Origin of the sequence: Acinetobacter sp. CE-15 (genome assembly GCF_051059255.1) — a bacterium.
In the GTDB taxonomy this organism is placed as follows: Bacteria; Pseudomonadota; Gammaproteobacteria; order Pseudomonadales; family Moraxellaceae; genus Acinetobacter; species Acinetobacter guillouiae.
This window is the reverse complement of sequence record NZ_CP192737.1, coordinates 3886917-3903679: the sequence shown is the minus strand read 5'-3', so window position 1 is coordinate 3903679 and position 16763 is coordinate 3886917. Positions and strand designations below refer to the sequence as shown.

The window sequence follows — 16763 nt, the reverse complement described above, 5'->3', positions numbered from 1 at the left end:
CTCTACTTTTTGATTTAAAATCAAAGGTGAAAATTCTGATTGGAAATGATCCAATGGGCGTTATTCTATAAAGAAAAAAAACTTTGTCAATGAAACATAGCCAATTAATTTTTAATTCACGTTGAATTGCTGTTATAAAAAAACAATAAAGCAGCTAAAAAGCTGCTTTATTTACATCAAGTGATTTACTCTTTTTCGACTTGAATGGGTTGTACATCCATCTGATCATAAGCGATCAATTTAGATTTGTGTTTCCACTTATAGCCAAGCCAGATAACAAGGAACAGCGGAATACTAATATAAGTAGACAACACACTCATCCATTTTCCATCAAGCACAGCTTCTGCATTTTGGCCAAGTATAATGATGGCACAAAGAATAAAGGCAAACCATGGACCAAAAGGGAAGAATTTTGCACGATAAGCAAGATCTTCAAGTTTATAGCCTTGAGCCAAATAACCTTTACGGAAGCGATAATGTGAGATTGCGATACCTAACCAGACAATAAAACCGCACATACCTGACATGTTTAACAGCCACGTAAACACGACACTTTCACCAATAAAGGTGGTTAAGAAACACAGTGCCGCAATTGCCGTTGTTGCATACAGTGCATTCATAGGTACACCGCGAAGATCGAGTTTAGAGAAAACTCGTGGCGCTTTACCTTCACGTGCCATATCAAACAACATACGTGTTGATGAATACATGCCTGAGTTACCTGCAGACATAATTGCAGTCAAAATCACCGCATTCATTAAGCCTGCTGCAAATGCTAAACCTGCTTTTTCATATAACAGGGTAAATGGTGACAGGGTAATGTTTCCATCACCTTCCGCAGCAAGTGCAAGGTTTGGATCTGTATACGCAACCAATGTACCAATGATAAAGATACACAAGATATAAAATAAGAGAATACGCCAAAAGATTTGTTTAATAGCGATTGGAATGGTTTTTTTCGGATCTTTAGATTCACCTGCTGCAACACCGACCATCTCTGTCCCTTGGAACGAGAATCCAGCGATCATGGCCACACCGACTAAGGCTTGAAAGCCACCAACAAATGGCGCTTCACCAACGGTCCAATTCTTGGTAATTGAATCTGTTGGATCTAACATGATTTTACCAATCATGAATAAGCCAATGACAATAAAGAAGATGATGGCAATCACTTTAACCAGTGAAAATAAAAATTCACTCTCACCAAAGCCTTTTACAGTTAAGGCATTGATACAGAAGATAATCGCAAGGAATAGCGCACTCCACCAAAAGCCGGGGATGTCTGGAAACCAAAACTTCATGATGAATTGAACAGCAACCAATTCAAATGCAACGGTAATGGCCCAGTTATACCAGTAGTTCCAACCGAGTGCGAAACCAAAACCTTCTTCTACATACTTATTACCATAGGTAAAGAATGCGCCTGATGTTGGATTGTGGGTTGCAAGTTCACCTAAACTGGTCATCAAGAAATAAATCATGATACCAATCAGGACATAAGCAAGTAATGCACCACCAGGTCCAGCAGTGGCAATCGTTTGACCAGAAGCAAGGAATAACCCTGTACCAATAGAACCGCCAATGGCGATCATGTTTAAATGTCGTGCTCCAAGCTTACGCTGGAGTTGAGGATGATCTGTTTCGCTCATCGTTATTCCTTACTACTTTTTTGAGTGTTGGCGAACAGCACTTTAAAGCCTTGTTGATCTGCTTTAGTCGTACATTGACTAAAACTCTGCTCAATGAGTAATGGGTAATTTAGGAAGCGGTTTGCCACAATCCATAATTCACCACCTGATTTTAAATGTCGTCTCGCAGTTTTACATAACGTTTCACTGGCATTGTAATCTGTTTGAATACCTTGGTGAAATGGAGGGTTACTCACAATGGCGTGTAAGAACAATGGCGCATCTTCAATCCCTGTGACTGCTTTTATTTCAAGTTGTTCTAAAGGTAAATTATTTTTTTCAAAAGTCATTTGCGTTGATGCTAAAGCAAAAGCATCGACATCTAAAGCAAAAATACGATTTTTCGGATTAAGTTTACTCAGGTAAGCACTGATGACACCTGCACCACAACCAAAGTCCGCAATCTTTCCAGACGTCACTTGTTTGAGATAAGGTAAAAGCACTGCAGTTCCAATATCTAGACGATTTTGGCTAAACACACCAGGAAGTGCACAAATGCTAAGTTCTCCAGCAGGTGTTGGAACATTATAGACTTGCGCCCATTCTGCTAATGGCTTTGCTGTCACGGTTTTATCTGTGGTGAGTTGCCACATTTGACAATGACGTGCGCTATCAAGCTTGATGGCTTGACCATAAGGCTGGAGTTGTTTTGCAGCACGTTCTACACCACCTTTTTTCTCTCCAACCAAGAAAATCGAAGCGCCAACAGCTAAACGACTGACTAAATTGTGCAAGATATAGTTGAGTAGCTCTTTTGATTTTGGAACAAAAACAACAGCTTGATCAAATTCAGCTTCTGGCAGGTCAGTACCAAAATGTACCGTTGCCTGCTGATTCTGAAAATATTGAAACTCATTGTAATTCCAAGTCCAAATGCTTGCTTCGATGTTATGAGCTAAATTTGAAAGTAGATCATCCGTTGCTGCATTTACAAATAGCACGCGTCCAGAAAGGTAGTCATGCTGTCGAATGACAACTTCGCTTTTTGGCTCCATATTCACCATCCATCAATAAAAATTAGCGCAATGCCCAGTCTAAGCTGGGCATTATAAAGAATAGATTTATTATTTTTTAGTTTCGGGTAAAACTAAATTCAAAATTAATGCAGCTAGCCCGCCAGTTGCGACACCAGAACTAAAAATATTACGCGGTAATTCTGGCAAATGTTCCAAAATTTGAGGAACTTGTGCAACCCCTAGGCCGAGACCCAAAGAGATTGCAATAATCAATAACGCACGACGGTCTAGTTGAATTCCCGATAAAATGTTAATGCCTGAAGCAGCAACTGCACCAAACATTACCATAACCGCACCACCCAGTACCGCTTGCGGTACCGCCTGAATGATACCAGCAACAGCAGGGAATAACCCCAGAATGATGAGCAGGATTGCAATCCAAATCCCAACAAAACGACTTGCAACACCCGTCAACTGAATTACACCGTTATTTTGTGCAAAGACAGAACTTGGGAATGTGTTGAAGATCCCTGCAAGGAAAGAGTTGGCACCATTGACCAATACGCCACCTTTAATTCGTTCCATCCACACTGGGCCATCTACAGGCTGATTTGAAATTTTAGAGGTTGCAGTAACATCGCCAATTGCTTCTAAAGACGTGACAAGATAAATAAACGCCATAGGAATAAATAAGCTCCATGAGAAGCTAATTCCAAAATGCATTGGTGTCGGAATTTGAATCAATGGGGCATCTTTTAAACCAGAAAAATCCAAATAGCCCATAAAACCCGCAAGAATATAGCCAATCACTAAAGCAATCAGAATTGCAGAACTTTTCACCCAAACCACTTTGAAGCGATTGAGAAGGACGATAATTGCCAACACTGTACATGACATGATGAGATTGTCAGCACTGGCAAACGTATGACTTTCCATGGCTTGGTAGCCGCCGCCCATGCTGATTAAACCTTCTTTAATTAAGGTTAAACCAATCAACAGCACCACAATCCCTGTAACCAAGGGCGTGATCAGTTTTTTTACCCAAGGTAAAATACGTGAAACACCCATTTCAATAAATGAGCCAGCAATGACCACACCAAAAATAGATGCCATAACCGCTTCTACCGGTGTGCCCGCAGCAACCATGGCAGAACCAATCCCAATCATTGGACCTATAAAGTTAAAGCTTGTGCCTTGGACAATCAGGAGGCCTGCACCAAAGGGTCCAATTTTTTTACATTGTAAGAATGTTGCCACTCCAGAAATCACCAATGACATGGAAAGAATCATATTGGTATCTTGAGGAGAAACACCTAAAGCTAAACAAATCAGTAAACCGGGTGTTACAATTGGAACAATAATCGCAAGTAAATGTTGCAAAGCCGCAAAAAAAGCGATGAGTGGTTTTGGGCGATCATCTAGACCATAAACAAGATCAATTTGAGCCTGTTTCTGATTGGGAGAGGGGTTAGAATTGGACATGGCACAGCAATTGGAAGTGGCAAGATGGCGCTATTCTAATCGCTTTACACACTATTACAAAATAAAAAGCCTGCTGTTGTGAAAAAAACTTGTAACTGTCAATAAACTGTCACTACTAAAAGTTAAGATTTTTCTGTATAATTTGCCCTCAAATTTAAAGCGTATCGAATTTACATGTCTGATATTAAAACTCTCCGTAATATTGCCATCATCGCGCACGTCGACCATGGTAAAACGACTCTTGTCGACAAACTTTTACAACAATCAGGTGCACTCGGTGACCGCGCGGGTGAGATTGAGCGTGTTATGGATTCGAATGCGCTTGAGTCTGAACGCGGTATTACCATTCTTGCAAAAAACACTGCAATCAAATGGTTAGACAAGCGTACAAATACTGAATACCGCATCAACATCGTCGACACCCCAGGACATGCTGACTTTGGTGGTGAAGTTGAACGTGTAATGTCTATGGTTGACTGCGTACTTCTTCTTGTCGATTCACAAGAAGGCCCAATGCCACAAACTCGTTTTGTAACACAAAAAGCGTTTGCTCGTGGTTTGAAGCCAATTGTTATCATCAACAAAGTAGATAAGCCAAGTGCTCGTCCAGACTGGGTAATTGATCAAGTATTTGATTTGTTCGATAACTTAGGCGGTAGTGACGAACAGTTAGACTTCCCAATCGTATATGCTTCAGGCTTACGTGGTGTTGCTGGTCCTTCTCCTGAAGAATTAGCGGAAGATATGACGCCGTTGTTCGAAACAATCGTAGATATCGTTGAACCACCAGCAGTTGATATTGATGGTCCATTCCAAATGCAAATTTCATCACTTGACTATAATAGTTTCGTGGGTGTAATTGGTGTTGGCCGTATTCAACGTGGTTCAGTAAAAACCAATACACCAGTGACTGTGATCGATAAAGATGGCAAGACACGTAACGGTCGTATCTTAAAAATTATGGGTTACCATGGTTTAGAGCGTGTAGATGTAGATTCTGCTCAAGCGGGTGATATCGTATGTATCACTGGTTTAGATGCATTGAACATTTCTGACACAATCTGTGATCCTAAAAATGTTGAAGCATTACCTGCATTGTCTGTAGATGAACCTACAGTTTCGATGACATTCCAAGTAAACAACTCACCGTTTGCTGGTAAAGAAGGTAAGTTTGTAACTTCTCGTAATATCCGTGAGCGTTTAGATCGCGAATTGATCCATAACGTTGCTTTACGTGTTGAAGATACTGACAGTCCAGACCGTTTCAAAGTTTCTGGTCGTGGTGAACTTCACCTTTCAGTATTGATTGAAACAATGCGTCGTGAAGGCTTCGAGATGGGTGTTTCTCGTCCGCAAGTGATCATGAAAGAAGTTGATGGCGAAACTCAAGAACCATACGAAAACGTTACTTTTGATGTTGAAGAACAACATCAGGGTTCTGTTATGGAACAAATGGGTAACCGTAAAGGTGAGTTGACCAATATGGAAGTTGACGGTAAAGGCCGTATCCGTATTGAAGCAACTGTTCCATCACGTGGTTTGATTGGCTTCCGTTCTGAATTCTTAACCATTACCTCTGGTACTGGTATCATGACTTCAAGCTTCTCGCATTACGGTACAGCTAAACAAGGTGCAGTTGCGAAACGTCAAAACGGTGTGTTGATCTCTATGGTTAACGGTACTTGCTTAGCGTTTGCATTGTTCACTTTACAAGACCGTGGTCGTCTATTTGCTGAACCACAGTTAGAAGTTTATGAAGGTATGATCGTAGGTATGAACTCTCGTTCAGACGACATGACTGTGAACCCAACCAAAGCGAAACAGTTAACTAACATGCGTGCATCTGGTACAGATGAAGCGTTAACGTTAACACCTGCAATCAAATTCACGCTTGAACAAGCATTAGAATTTATTGAAGATGACGAATTAGTTGAAGTAACACCTAAATCAGTTCGTATTCGTAAAAAATTCTTAACTGAAAATGAACGTAAACGTGCTTCACGTGGCTAAGCGTTCAAACTGGAAATAATTTAATTTCTAGAAAAAAACCGCAATTTTTTAATAAATTGCGGTTTTTTTATATAAATGTAAAAGGATATTGGTTTTTAATAAAAAGCGAGTAAATTAGGCGGAAATATATGTTGAAACATAATGTATACTTCGTCACATAAAAAATACGCAAAATCGGCGTGGAGTTAAAGTATGAGTATTCTTTCAGAGTTCAGAGAATTTGCCATTAAAGGCAATATGATGGATTTGGCAATTGGTGTCATCATTGGTGGTGCTTTCAATAAAATTATCGACTCATTAGTTAAAGACGTGATTATGCCTTTAATCACAGTGATTACGGGTGGTGGTGTTGATTTTACTCAAAAATTTGTCGTACTTGGCGATAACCCAAATAACCTTTCATCATTGGATGAATTGACCAAAGCTGGGATTAACGTACTAACTTATGGTAATTTCATCACAATTGTATTGAACTTCCTGATCTTAATGTGGGTGGTTTTCTTGTTGGTTAAATTCCTCAATAAAATTCGTAAACCTGCTGAAGAAGCTCCAGCTGCTACACCAGAAGATATTGCATTACTGCGTGAAATTCGTGATGAATTAAAGAAACGCCCTGAAGCTTAATCTTCATTAAATTGATTCAAATTACAGTATTTTAATATATCTAAACCCTGATAAAGCTATTAAATCATTGTAAAAGAGTTGAATGAAACGGTACGATCAAGTACCGTTTTTTATGCAAGCAAGAAAATAGGGATGGGGCTGATGAAAAAAAACATAGGGATTATGGCAATACTTATCAGTTTGTATGCATGTTCAGAGCATCCAAAAGAGCAGCAATCGGCTGATACTCCAACATCTACACAAGCGGACCAAAGCCGACCTGCCAGTGGTTTAACCTTTAATGAAATGCCAAATGAAGATACCCGCTACGCCACTATAGAAACCGACTCGGTAGATGAAAATGAAACATTACTTTTGGCATTACAAACACGTTTATTAAAAGCCAATTTTGAGTTTATAGAAAAAGACAGTGGCAGCTCTTGGTCTGAAAATGATTGCTCTCTGAATAAAGTGATTCAAGTAAAAGGTGAGGGCATTCGCTCTTATAAGGCAATCAGTAAAGTTAAGTTAGGTGATGAAAAACAATATCGTCCAGATTTTGTTTTGCTGGTTTTTGCGTTTAAGGATGAACAGGTTGCTGAGCAAAGTTTTCAAATGCTTAAGTCTGCTGTCTATTCAGCAGGAGGATACTGTAATGGTAAATCTCCTGAAACCATCGTTAGAAATGGCAATGAAATATTTTACTTTACCACCCGGGAAGAAGCATTTAGATCATATATTGATGATTATGCCAAGTTTATCCATGAATTTAAACCTGAGCAAATTGATTCAAAAATATAGGAGGGTTTAAATTAACGAGAACAGCTCAGATTTTTATTGTTTTGTTGTCTTAATAAACAATAAGGTTTAAAGCAAATATTAACATCCTTGTCATTGCGCTACGTGATAGACACACTTTGAAAGCCTGAATGATCGAAAAGCAAAAGTATTTTAATTTAGCTTCAGTGATGGTGGTTGTTGTGACTCTAATTTGAACATTGCTGATAAATAGTGGAACATTCTCTCAATGTCTCCAAAAGAATGTAAATCTTTAAACTAAAAATCCATGCGAAATTTAATCTCAACCAAGTGAAAGCCGAATTGGCTTTTTACTGGACCATGAAGTACACGTTCAGCAGCGGTAAATACCAGTTTATCAATCACAGGAACAAGTTGTCCTTTTTTTACTTCACCCAGTTCACCACCACGTTTTGCTGAATTACATGTGGAATGCTGTTTGGCCACTTTGGCAAAATCAGCGCCATCATGGATCTTCTTCTTAAGTTGTTCAGCCAAGTCCTTATCTTTGACGAGAATATGTCGAACGATTGCAGTTTTCATTTACTTTTTCCTCGTGGTTTTTGTGGGATGCTCTTCGCGATCTTTAATGGCTGGCATTGTGGGCAAAACACACTGGCTCTTTGTCCTAACTTTAAATTTTCTAAAGTGGTTTCACAGTTAATACACATCTCACCCGCACGACCATAAGCCAATAAGGTCTGCTGAAAGTAGCCATTCTCACCCATGGCATTGCTATAGTCTCTTAAGGTTGAACCACCCAAATCAATCGCTTGCTTTAAAATTCGTTTAATTTCGATGACCAATTTTTGAATTTGCGCTTTCGTCAAACTCGAAGCAGGCTGTGCAGGGTGAATCCCTAAATTAAATAAGCTTTCGGTTGCATAAATATTGCCTACACCCACAACAATATGATTATCCATGATTGCAACTTTTGTGCCGACATTTTTATTTTTAAACTTTTCTGCTAAATATTCGGCATGAAATTCATCACTCAATGGTTCAGGCCCTAAAGTATCAATCAATTTTGTTTGGCTTTCCTCATTCAGCCAAATGATACAACCAAAACGTCGAGGATCATGATAGCGCAGCTGTGTGTCTTCAAACTGAATGATCAGATGGTCATGCTTTCTAAGTGCTTCATGTTCATCACAGATTCTAAAACTACCCGACATACCCAAATGCCATAACATGCTATGGGTTTCAAACTCTGCCAAAATGTACTTTGAACGACGTGTTAAGCGAACGAGTTTTTGACCTTGAAGTTGTTGAATATCTTCGGGAATAGGCCAGCGTAACCGTGACTCACGTACTTGAACATGAAGAACTTTCTGGTCGATCAGGGGGAGTAAACTGGTTTTTGTTGTTTCAACTTCAGGTAATTCAGGCATGCACTTGTCACATTGGTGTGAGGACTGAATATTGTATGCAAGAATTGCATTGCGTTAAAGGGCGGTTGTGTTGAGCCTACGACTTTAGGTTAAAATTATAGATATGATCGTTGAATAAGATTGAACTATTATTTCTAAGTGATTGTTATCTAAAATAAAGTTTATTAATAAAATAAAGTTTTCCAATTGATAAAAAATATCTGATAGTTATATGTAAAAAAATGTGTAAATTTCTAGTGAATTGTTTACTGAAATAATTCTTTTTATCTCGATATTTCAGGAAAAATAGTCATTTTAAAGCTGGAACTTTCTATTAAATTTAGACGGTTAAAGTGATTGAGTGTTGACTGGTTTATCTTTATTCGTTTTGTTCCTGATTAGGCTTTCCCATGAAAAAAATTGCTTATCCGTTATTGGCAATCTCTGCATGTAGCATGATGTCTTTTGCATCAGCTGAAGATGCGTTTAATTTACACGGCTCAACCATGACGGGTGATTGGAATGGGAGTCGGACTGAACTTGCAGAAAAGGGAATCAAATTTGATGGCACCATTGCCATGGACAGTTCATATCTCGCTGATGGTGGTTATGATGCGCACCAAGCGCCAACATTTGCGACACAATTCGGACTGGGTACAACCTTAGATATGGGGAAACTGGCGGGTTGGAATGATGTGACTATTCGTGCTTTAGTTACAGCACGTCAAGGTGAAAGTACTTCACTCAGAGGTATTCAAGCACCAGATGCACCACAATGGGCAAACTCGCAAGCCAATTGGGGACGTGGTAATTCGGGGAGCCGTCTCAGCGAATTATATATAGAAAAGAATTTTAAGGATCAAGGACTAAGCTTGCGTTTAGGTCGTATGGGTTTAGGTACTGAATTCAATACCATGGCTTGTGATTTCCAAGGCAATGCATTTTGTGCAGCACAGATGGGGAAATGGCAAGGCAAGCTTTGGTATAACACACCCGTCTCACAATGGGGCGCACGCTTAAAATATCACATCAATCCTGAACTATTTGCACAAGTGGGGGTGTTTGAATACAACCCTGATAATGCTTTAGAGCGACAAGGCTGGAATTTGGATACAAAGCATGCTGATGGTGTCAATATTCTTTCTGAAGTGGTGTGGTCACCTAAGCAGGGTGTGAATGATTTACCAGGCAGTTATCGTATTGGTACGCTTTACAATACTGCTGATGAGCCTAAAAATCAGTATGATGTGGGCTATAAAGCAGGAACTAAGGCTGAAGATCGCACATATGGCGGTTGGATTGCGTTTGAACAGCAATTGACTTCAACTGGAGAGGGGAAACGTGGTTTACACAGTTTTGGTAACTTCACCATTCATGATCGTACGACGACAGCCGTAAATGATTCACAGCAACTTGGTCTAAAATACTATGGTCTGTTTGATGGTCAGCCAAACGATATTCTTGGTTTGGCGGTCAATCGGGTACATTTGAACGATCGGTATACTAATTATGTGAATGGTGCTCGTTTAGGAACAAATTTAAGACAGTTGAATGAAGATGCAGAGTATAATGTTGAGTTGAATTACTCATATTACCCTGCCAAATGGTTCATGCTTCGTCCTTTAGTGCAGTATGTGGTACATCCTGGTGCAACCAATCAGGTGGACAATGCATTTGTCGTTGGCTTAGGGTCTAAAATTATTTTTTAATACAACCCGAGGACACCTTTATGCAAAGAGTGAAACATCTAAAAATTAATACAACACTACTTTGCTTAACGGTATGTATCACACAGAGCTTATATGCTGAAGTGGAATCTCAAGATTCCATTCAGCAAAATTCTACCCAGCAACTTCCAACCATTAAAATTGAAGCAACACGTTCTGATACCAGCATATTAAACACCCCAGCATCGGTATATAGAGTTGATCAGCAACAGAATCAAAATAATATTGGGGTAAACCTCACTGAAACACTCAAAGGAATTCCGGGTTTACAGCTCAATAACCGTGAAAATTATGCCCAAGACTTACAACTGTCTATGCGCGGATTTGGCGCACGTTCAACTTTTGGGGTCCGTGGGATTCGTCTTTATGTCGATGGGATTCCTGCGACGATGCCAGACGGACAAGGCCAAACTTCAAATATTGATTTAACGAGCTTAGATCATATTGAAGTGCTGGGTGGGCCCTTTTCATCACTGTATGGAAACTCCTCTGGGGGGACTATTCTCACCACGACCAAAGAAGGAACAGGGCGTGATTCGGTCGAGTTAGGATATTCAGGTGGCAGTAATAATAAAGGCCGCGCTGACATCACCTTACAAGGTGGTGCAGATAAAGCCAATGAACCGAGCTACGTGATCAGTTCTTCTTATTTTAATACTGATGGTTATCGTGACCATAGTGCGGCAAGAAAAGTGTTGAGCAATGCCAAACTCACGTGGGACTTAGATGATGGTTCTAAGATCAATTGGCTGATCAATCATGTAGATATTTCCGCTGATGATCCACAAGGTTTGACTCGTGAGCAATGGAAGCAAAATCCTAAACAGGTCAATGACAGTAAAAATATCTATGATGTTCGTAAAGATATTAACCAAACACAGACAGGTATCAATTGGACTAAGCCCCTGAATGATCAACAAGAGCTTTATAGTATGGCTTATATTGGTCATCGTGAAGTGACTCAATACCAGTCTATTCCAAGTTCTGCTCAAAAGAATCCACGCCATGCAGGTGGAGTGATTGATTTCGAACGAGATTTTTATGGTGCTGATTTACGTTGGACTGGCAAAGACTTATTACCGAATACACGGATCAGTGCAGGCTTGGCTTATGATGCGATGAATGAAGATCGTCAAGGGTATGAGAATTTTAATGCCAAGGGCGAATATGGGGTAAAAGGCAACTTACGCCGTGATGAACGAAATACTTTATGGAATTTAGATCCATATTTACAGGCAGCTTGGCAATTTTTGCCGACTGTACGTCTAGATACAGGGTTACGCTATAGCAATGTCCATTATGAGTCGAAAGATCACTACATCATTGGTTTGAATGGCGATGACAGTGGTCAAACCGATTATCAAAAACTGCTCCCATCAGCTGCCTTTACTTGGGAAGTTACTCCAGATCTCAGTACTTATATCAGTTATGCCAAAGGCTTTGAAACACCAACCTTTACCGAAATGGCCTATCCAACAGAAGGAACGGCAGGGATTAACTTTGCGCTTAAACCTTCAACCAGTGATAACTATGAACTTGGTTTAAAAGCACAAAATCGTCTAGGTAATTTTACCGCCGCAGTTTTCCAAAGTAATACTCAAGATGACATCGTTTCTGCGGGAACACTCAATGGACGTGCAACCTATCAAAATGCAGATAAAACACTACGCCAAGGAGTAGAGCTGTCTTGGAATAAAAAGTTGTGGAAAAATTTAACGGCTCAAGCCAGTTATAGTTTCCTTGATGCAACATTTGATGCAGACATTCCCAACACAGATCCTAAAAAAGTTATCCAAAGTGGCAATTACATTCCCGGAATTGCAAAAAACCAAGCCTTTGTATCTTTCGGCTGGTTGCCTGAGCAGGGCTTTAATGCAGGTGTCGATGTTCGATATATGGATAAAATCTATGTAGACGATCTCAATACAGATACTGCACCAAGTTATACAGTAACCAGTATGAATGTCGGTTATATCTGGAAAAACAACGATTGGAAAGTACGTAGTTTTGCTCGAGTCGATAATTTATTCGATAAAAATTATGTCGGTTCAGTCATTGTGAATGATGGTAATAGTCGATTCTTTGAACCTGCTGATGGTATTAACTGGAGTGCAGGACTCAGTGTCACCAAACAGTTCTAATTCATTGGGAAAATAATTTATGTCTGCTCAACCAAAGTTATTTGAATCTATTCAATTTGGTTCACTCTCCCTCAGCAATAAAATTATTATTGCGCCAATGTGTCAATATTCAGCAACAGATCAGGGTGAAGTGACCTATTGGCATGAACAGCAATGGGCAAGTTACGCTTTGTCAGGCGCGAGCTTATGTATTATTGAAGCAACAGCGGTTCAAGCCGAAGGGCGGATCAGTTATGCCGATGTGGGACTTTGGAATGATACACAACGAGATCAAATCAAAGCTTTACTCAATAAGGTAAAAAGCATTGCTCCAACACCTTTTGCTATTCAGCTTGCGCATGCAGGTCGTAAAGCTTCGACTGAAAAGCCTTGGTTGGTGAAGCAGGGGAAAGGTCAGATTGCGCCAGATCATGCACACGGATGGCAAACTGTATCAGCCAGTGATATTGCTTTCAGCCCGAATGATATTGCCCCGCATGAATTAACCATTGACGAAATTAAAACAATTATTCAGGACTTTGCGCAAGCGGCAATTCGTGCAGTAGATGCTGGTTTTTCACTGATTGAAATTCATGCAGCGCATGGGTATTTACTGCATCAATTTATGTCGCCATTGTCTAACCACCGAACTGATGAATATGGTGGAAGTTTTGAAAATCGTATTCGTTTTACATTAGAAGTTTTTCAAGCCATTCGAGCAGTTGTACCAACTGACTACCCAGTAGGTGTACGTATTTCTGCAACCGACTGGATGGATGCAGAAAATAGCTGGAATGTTGAATCAAGCATTGGCTTATCAAAAGCTTTAGCGCAACTTGGTGCTGCTTATATCCATGTATCCTCTGCGGGATTACATATTCAACAAGATATTAAAGTGGGTGCAAATTACCAAGTGCCTTTTGCAAATGCGATTAAAAAACAGGTGAATATTCCTGTCATTGCGGTGGGCTTAATTACCGAAGCTGAACAAGCTGAACAGATCCTTCAACAAGGCGAAGCAGATGCAATTGCATTGGCAAGAGCGATTTTATATGACCCACGCTGGCCTTGGCATGCCGCAGCAAAATTGGGTGCAAAAATCTCGATTGCACCACAATATTTACGTTGTCAGCCGCATGGAATTAAAGATTTGTTCTCAGCATATTGATGGCATAACAGTTTTGATTCACTCATTATTCTTTAAACGTATTTAAACTGAATAAAGATATATTCTAGGATATATCTTTATTTGTATGATCTGGAAAAGGAACGGCTTGAATGATTTTTTCGGTAATTTTTCCAGTATTTTTCCTGTTATTTTTGGGTTTTATATCTGTCAAAATCCAATTGATCTCTAAAGAGCAAATTACTGCAATTGGTGCTTTTGTAATCAAAATTGCATTACCGGCTTTATTACTTCACGCACTGGCTGCAAAAGATTTACATGAGATTTGGTATCCTGCTTATTTCTTTGTTTATGCAGGCGTCACTTTTACTCTATTTATTTTGGCCTTTATTTTAGGGCAAAAGCTTTTTAACAACCATTTTACCCATGCTTCTGTATTTTCACTTGGCGCATCAATGTCCAATACCGGGTTACTGGGCGCAGCAATTTTGACTTTGCTGATGGGTAGTGAAGCCATGATTTATATTTCACTGATTGTGATCATTGAAAGCGTATTTCTTGTACCGCTGATGTTAACCTTGGCAGAAATAGGGCGACAAAGACAAGCCAATTTAGCCGCTATTTTAAAAACAACATTTCTGACTTTATTAAAAAACCCATTGTTCTTGTCAGTGATGATTGGCATGAGCTGTGCGATCTTCGAAATTCAAATTCCACATGTATTAGACCAAGTATTTGCCTTGTTAGGTCAGACTGCCTCACCTTTAGCGTTATTTATTATTGGTGGTGGGATGGTTGGGATTACGATTCAATCACTTAATCTGCAAACTATTTATTTGGTGGTTTCTAAAAATATCTGTATGCCGATATTGGTTTATTTAGGCTTGACTCATTTAACCGATTTGGATCAAAAGATGATTTATGCAGGTACCTTGATTGCCGCTTTGCCTATGCCTTCTATATTTGGAATTTTTGGGCAAGTCTATGGTTTAAATGAAAAAGCACTGACACCATTGATGATTAGTACTTTACTGAGTTTTATTGTGGTGAGTGTTTTGATTGGTGTTTGGTGGTAAAAAAATACTCTCTTGCGAGAGTATTTTTTAAGAGCTGCTTATTTTTTTGCTGGTGCTGCTGGAGCAGGTGTTTTGCCTTTTTCAGCAATCAGTTTGTTTACAACATCCAAAGACTCTTTTGCCTTAGGCACATTATTTTTAGCAAGTTCTGAGAAAATCTTTTGTGCTTCTGGTAGATTTTGATCAATGATATTGCCATTGGTCAGCATATTTCCGACAGCCATTAATGCTGGGATATATCCCTTTTTAGCTAAATCTTGGATTGATTTTAGACCTTGATTAACTGCTGCTGCATTCTTCTTCTTTAAACCATCGGTGATGTCATACAGCGCTTTCGCATGAATTGCAGGTGCAAAATCTTTTTTCACTAAAGGATCAAGTTTTTGTAAGCCAAGCTTGTCAGATGCGGGTGTGCCTTCAGCAAATAGTAAAACCGCAAGTTCCACTGTAGCATCATCAAATCCTTGAGCAGAGGACTTTTCTAAGTATTCACGAACTTTCTTTTCGTCTTTGGCTAAGCCCAATTGACCTACCGCATAGCTTTGCGCCAAGACATAACTTGCAACAGGATAGCCTTTTGCTGAAGCATCTTGATAATATTTCAAAGCTTTCTTATCGTCTTTGGTTGTGCCTTGTCCTGTTTGGGTTAAATAGCCTAAGTTATATAAGGCTTGTGCATTGCCAGCTTTTGCAAGACGTTCAAGTTCTTGATACGCCGCAGGATAGTTTTTTGCTTGAATCAGCTCTTGTGCTTTGACAAATGCAGGGTCAACGTTACTTTTAGCTGTATCTGCTGCAAATGCAGAAATACATGAAAAGCTGAGTAGTGTAGCGAATAGAATTTTTTTCATTTTGACGATATACCTTGTTTTAATTTCAACATAATTCCATTTATGGTGTGAGAACATTGTTGAGGACGTTTTTATCATAATTTGAAAATTATAAATGTAAACATGCCTATTGTATAAGTTAGTGTATTTAAATTTTAATTTATTTATAAATAAGAAAGAATTAAGGATATTTTAACAACATTAAAGCCTAGAGAAATTTTTTATTCTCTAGGCTGTGGGCTGTTATTTTACTGCTTTGAGGAGTAATTCAATTTCGCCTGCCTCACGTGCGCCTGAAATACGGGTGCCATCTTGTAAGAAGAATGTCGGTGTACCATCGACTTCAAGTGATTTTGCTAAAGCAATGTTTTTCTCAATTGGGGTCGTACATGACTTGTTTGAAGTTGGTTGTTTCTTGTCAATTAAATAGTCTTCCCACGCTTGGTACTGGTTTTTAGAGCACCAGATTTGCTGTGAAATACTTTCAGCATTTGGATGTAAACGCGTGATTGGGTATAAAAATAAGTAAACGGTTAAGTTGTCGATATTTTTTAATTCTTTTTCAAGATGTTGGCAATATGGGCAGTCAGGATCACTAAATACGTAGATTACACGTTCACCTTTACCTTTGACATGCTTAATGGCTTGTTTCAAAGGTAATGATTTTACATCAATACTTTTTAGGGCTTGCATACGTTCTTCAGTCAGATTTTTTTGTTCTTTAAGATCAATTAAATTGCCGACAAAGAAATATTTTGCATCTTCATTGGTATAAACAATACGCCCACCCATATAGACTTCATAAACATCTTTAATTGGTGAGTTTTGTACCGATTTCACCTGAATCTCAGGATATTTGGTTTTTAAGTTTTGCTGCAAAGTTTGAATATCTGCATGTGCAGAAGAAAAGGTAAAAAGACCCAAAGTCAGAAGAGATAACCAGATTTTCATGTTAAAGCTCAAAATAATAATGTGGA

General features: G+C 39.2%; 14 protein-coding genes. 7 read left to right on the top strand and 7 right to left on the bottom strand.

The annotated features are described in order from the left end of the window. Nucleotides 1-185: 185 nt before the first annotated feature. From ACQ7EO_RS17880 to ACQ7EO_RS17870, 3 genes are all read right to left on the bottom strand, one after another. Nucleotides 186-1649 (bottom strand): amino acid permease, encoded by a 1464-nt coding sequence (locus ACQ7EO_RS17880; RefSeq protein ID WP_004723010.1) that lies wholly within the window; start codon nt 1647-1649, stop codon nt 186-188. A 2-nt stretch (nt 1650-1651) separates the two neighbouring features. Continuing rightward, complete coding sequence (locus tag ACQ7EO_RS17875; RefSeq protein WP_105713291.1) at nt 1652-2683, bottom strand: class I SAM-dependent methyltransferase; 1032 nt, start codon at nt 2681-2683, stop codon at nt 1652-1654. A gap of 69 nt (nt 2684-2752) precedes the next feature. Continuing rightward, a complete protein-coding gene (locus ACQ7EO_RS17870; RefSeq protein WP_004819155.1) occupies nt 2753-4126 on the bottom strand; it encodes a uracil-xanthine permease family protein in 1374 nt (457 codons plus the stop codon). Nucleotides 4127-4300: 174 nt separating this feature from the next. Here ACQ7EO_RS17870 and typA point away from each other — a divergent pair, with 174 nt between their 5' ends. From typA to ACQ7EO_RS17855, 3 genes are all read left to right on the top strand, one after another. Next, nucleotides 4301-6136: a translational GTPase TypA gene (gene typA, locus ACQ7EO_RS17865; protein ID WP_004723004.1), complete on the top strand. Its 1836-nt coding sequence runs from the start codon at nt 4301-4303 to the stop codon at nt 6134-6136. 192 nt (nt 6137-6328) lie between these two features. Continuing rightward, nucleotides 6329-6760: a large conductance mechanosensitive channel protein MscL gene (gene mscL, locus ACQ7EO_RS17860; RefSeq protein WP_004723003.1), complete on the top strand. Its 432-nt coding sequence runs from the start codon at nt 6329-6331 to the stop codon at nt 6758-6760. Nucleotides 6761-6901: 141 nt separating this feature from the next. After that, nucleotides 6902-7540, top strand: a complete 639-nt coding sequence (locus ACQ7EO_RS17855) for a hypothetical protein (RefSeq protein WP_244015094.1) — start codon at nt 6902-6904, stop codon at nt 7538-7540. Nucleotides 7541-7795: 255 nt separating this feature from the next. Here ACQ7EO_RS17855 and ACQ7EO_RS17850 read toward each other — a convergent pair whose 3' ends face one another. Both ACQ7EO_RS17850 and mutM read right to left on the bottom strand, forming a co-directional pair. Continuing rightward, nucleotides 7796-8080, bottom strand: a complete 285-nt coding sequence (locus ACQ7EO_RS17850) for a peptidylprolyl isomerase (RefSeq protein ID WP_004819160.1) — start codon at nt 8078-8080, stop codon at nt 7796-7798. Continuing rightward, the gene (gene mutM / locus ACQ7EO_RS17845; protein WP_004722995.1) at nt 8077-8928 is read right to left on the bottom strand and encodes a bifunctional DNA-formamidopyrimidine glycosylase/DNA-(apurinic or apyrimidinic site) lyase; all 852 of its coding nucleotides are present in this window, start codon (nt 8926-8928) and stop codon (nt 8077-8079) included. Before mutM ends, ACQ7EO_RS17850 begins: the two co-directional genes overlap by 4 nt. A gap of 389 nt (nt 8929-9317) precedes the next feature. Between mutM and ACQ7EO_RS17840 the strand changes: the two genes are divergently transcribed. The 4 genes from ACQ7EO_RS17840 to ACQ7EO_RS17825 all read left to right on the top strand — a co-directional run bounded on the left by ACQ7EO_RS17840 (nt 9318) and on the right by ACQ7EO_RS17825 (nt 14956). Continuing rightward, nucleotides 9318-10616, top strand: a complete 1299-nt coding sequence (locus ACQ7EO_RS17840) for a carbohydrate porin (RefSeq protein ID WP_244015096.1) — start codon at nt 9318-9320, stop codon at nt 10614-10616. Nucleotides 10617-10636: 20 nt separating this feature from the next. Further along, a complete protein-coding gene (locus tag ACQ7EO_RS17835; protein WP_244015097.1) occupies nt 10637-12775 on the top strand; it encodes a TonB-dependent receptor in 2139 nt (712 codons plus the stop codon). 19 nt (nt 12776-12794) lie between these two features. After that, on the top strand, nt 12795-13922 hold the full coding sequence (locus tag ACQ7EO_RS17830; RefSeq protein WP_034610005.1) for an NADH:flavin oxidoreductase/NADH oxidase: 1128 nt from the start codon (nt 12795-12797) through the stop codon (nt 13920-13922). 110 nt (nt 13923-14032) lie between these two features. Then, the gene (locus ACQ7EO_RS17825; RefSeq protein ID WP_244015099.1) at nt 14033-14956 is read left to right on the top strand and encodes an AEC family transporter; all 924 of its coding nucleotides are present in this window, start codon (nt 14033-14035) and stop codon (nt 14954-14956) included. Nucleotides 14957-14994: 38 nt separating this feature from the next. Here ACQ7EO_RS17825 and ACQ7EO_RS17820 read toward each other — a convergent pair whose 3' ends face one another. Together ACQ7EO_RS17820 and ACQ7EO_RS17815 are read right to left on the bottom strand one after the other, a co-directional pair. Next, nucleotides 14995-15807, bottom strand: coding sequence for a tetratricopeptide repeat protein (locus tag ACQ7EO_RS17820; RefSeq protein WP_209826796.1), 813 nt, complete (start codon nt 15805-15807; stop codon nt 14995-14997). 222 nt (nt 15808-16029) lie between these two features. After that, nucleotides 16030-16737, bottom strand: coding sequence for a DsbC family protein (locus ACQ7EO_RS17815; RefSeq protein ID WP_434278221.1), 708 nt, complete (start codon nt 16735-16737; stop codon nt 16030-16032). Nucleotides 16738-16763: the final 26 nt, after the last annotated feature.